The 727-nt window shown below is 53.1% G+C and carries 1 protein-coding gene; it reads left to right on the plus strand.

Annotation, left to right across the window (positions count from 1 at the left end; translation table 11 throughout):
* A partial coding sequence (locus RX395_RS09790; protein ID WP_316367282.1) for a hypothetical protein occupies positions 1 to 407 on the plus strand: 407 nt, incomplete at its 5' end.
* Positions 408 to 727 lie beyond the last annotated feature (320 nt).

Below are 727 nucleotides of genomic sequence, written 5' to 3' on the forward strand. Positions count from 1 at the left end.
GGCGCGCCACGGGTCAAGATGCACTAGGCCTGGACGAAGTCCGGGCCCGCGCCTTTAGACGCGAGCCCGGGGCCCGTGGGTTATACCCTAAGAGCAAACCACCCTTTTTAAGGGTGGTTCTGATTGCGTTAAAGGCGGCATTTGCTCTATCTGTTTTAGGGGTGTTCGGATTGACTTTAGTCGAGGGCATCTTTGTCGTCCGCGGTGAGGTAGAGCCGATCTTTGTGCTTATGTCGCTTTCTGGTGGCGCTCAGTCAGCTACAGGGTTCTGTCGCCACGTATATCCGGACGGATCTTTTGCTCCTTATTTCCAGCAAATCAATTCAGGAACGTTGTTTCAATCAAATACACTCCGCCAGCGAGGGCTCTATCTAATTGGCGATAGAGCCCTCGCTGGCGTTTTATAGGTTTGTTAACGTTGTCCTTCAATTTATGACGGGCTTACTAGTGGAGACAGACGAGGGTATAAAGATGCTATGTCTACAGTGGACAGCATGATTCCCGAGGTCATACGGTCTGTCCAAGGTTTATGTCCATATGTGTGACTCTGAGCAACTCGGAGCCCAGTTAATTCATTTGTGAACAAAATATGGAGTGCGCGATTCCCGCCCCCGGGGCCCCTCCGGTCTGGCAATATATCTCCTTGCCGCGCGGCCCGGTGCAACCGGGAACCAGCGCAGGCGTGCACCTTGAGAACCGGATACTGCGAGGATGGACACTTCAAGTG

The organism is Collinsella aerofaciens (assembly GCF_032584215.1).
GTDB lineage: Bacteria > Actinomycetota > Coriobacteriia > Coriobacteriales > Coriobacteriaceae > Collinsella.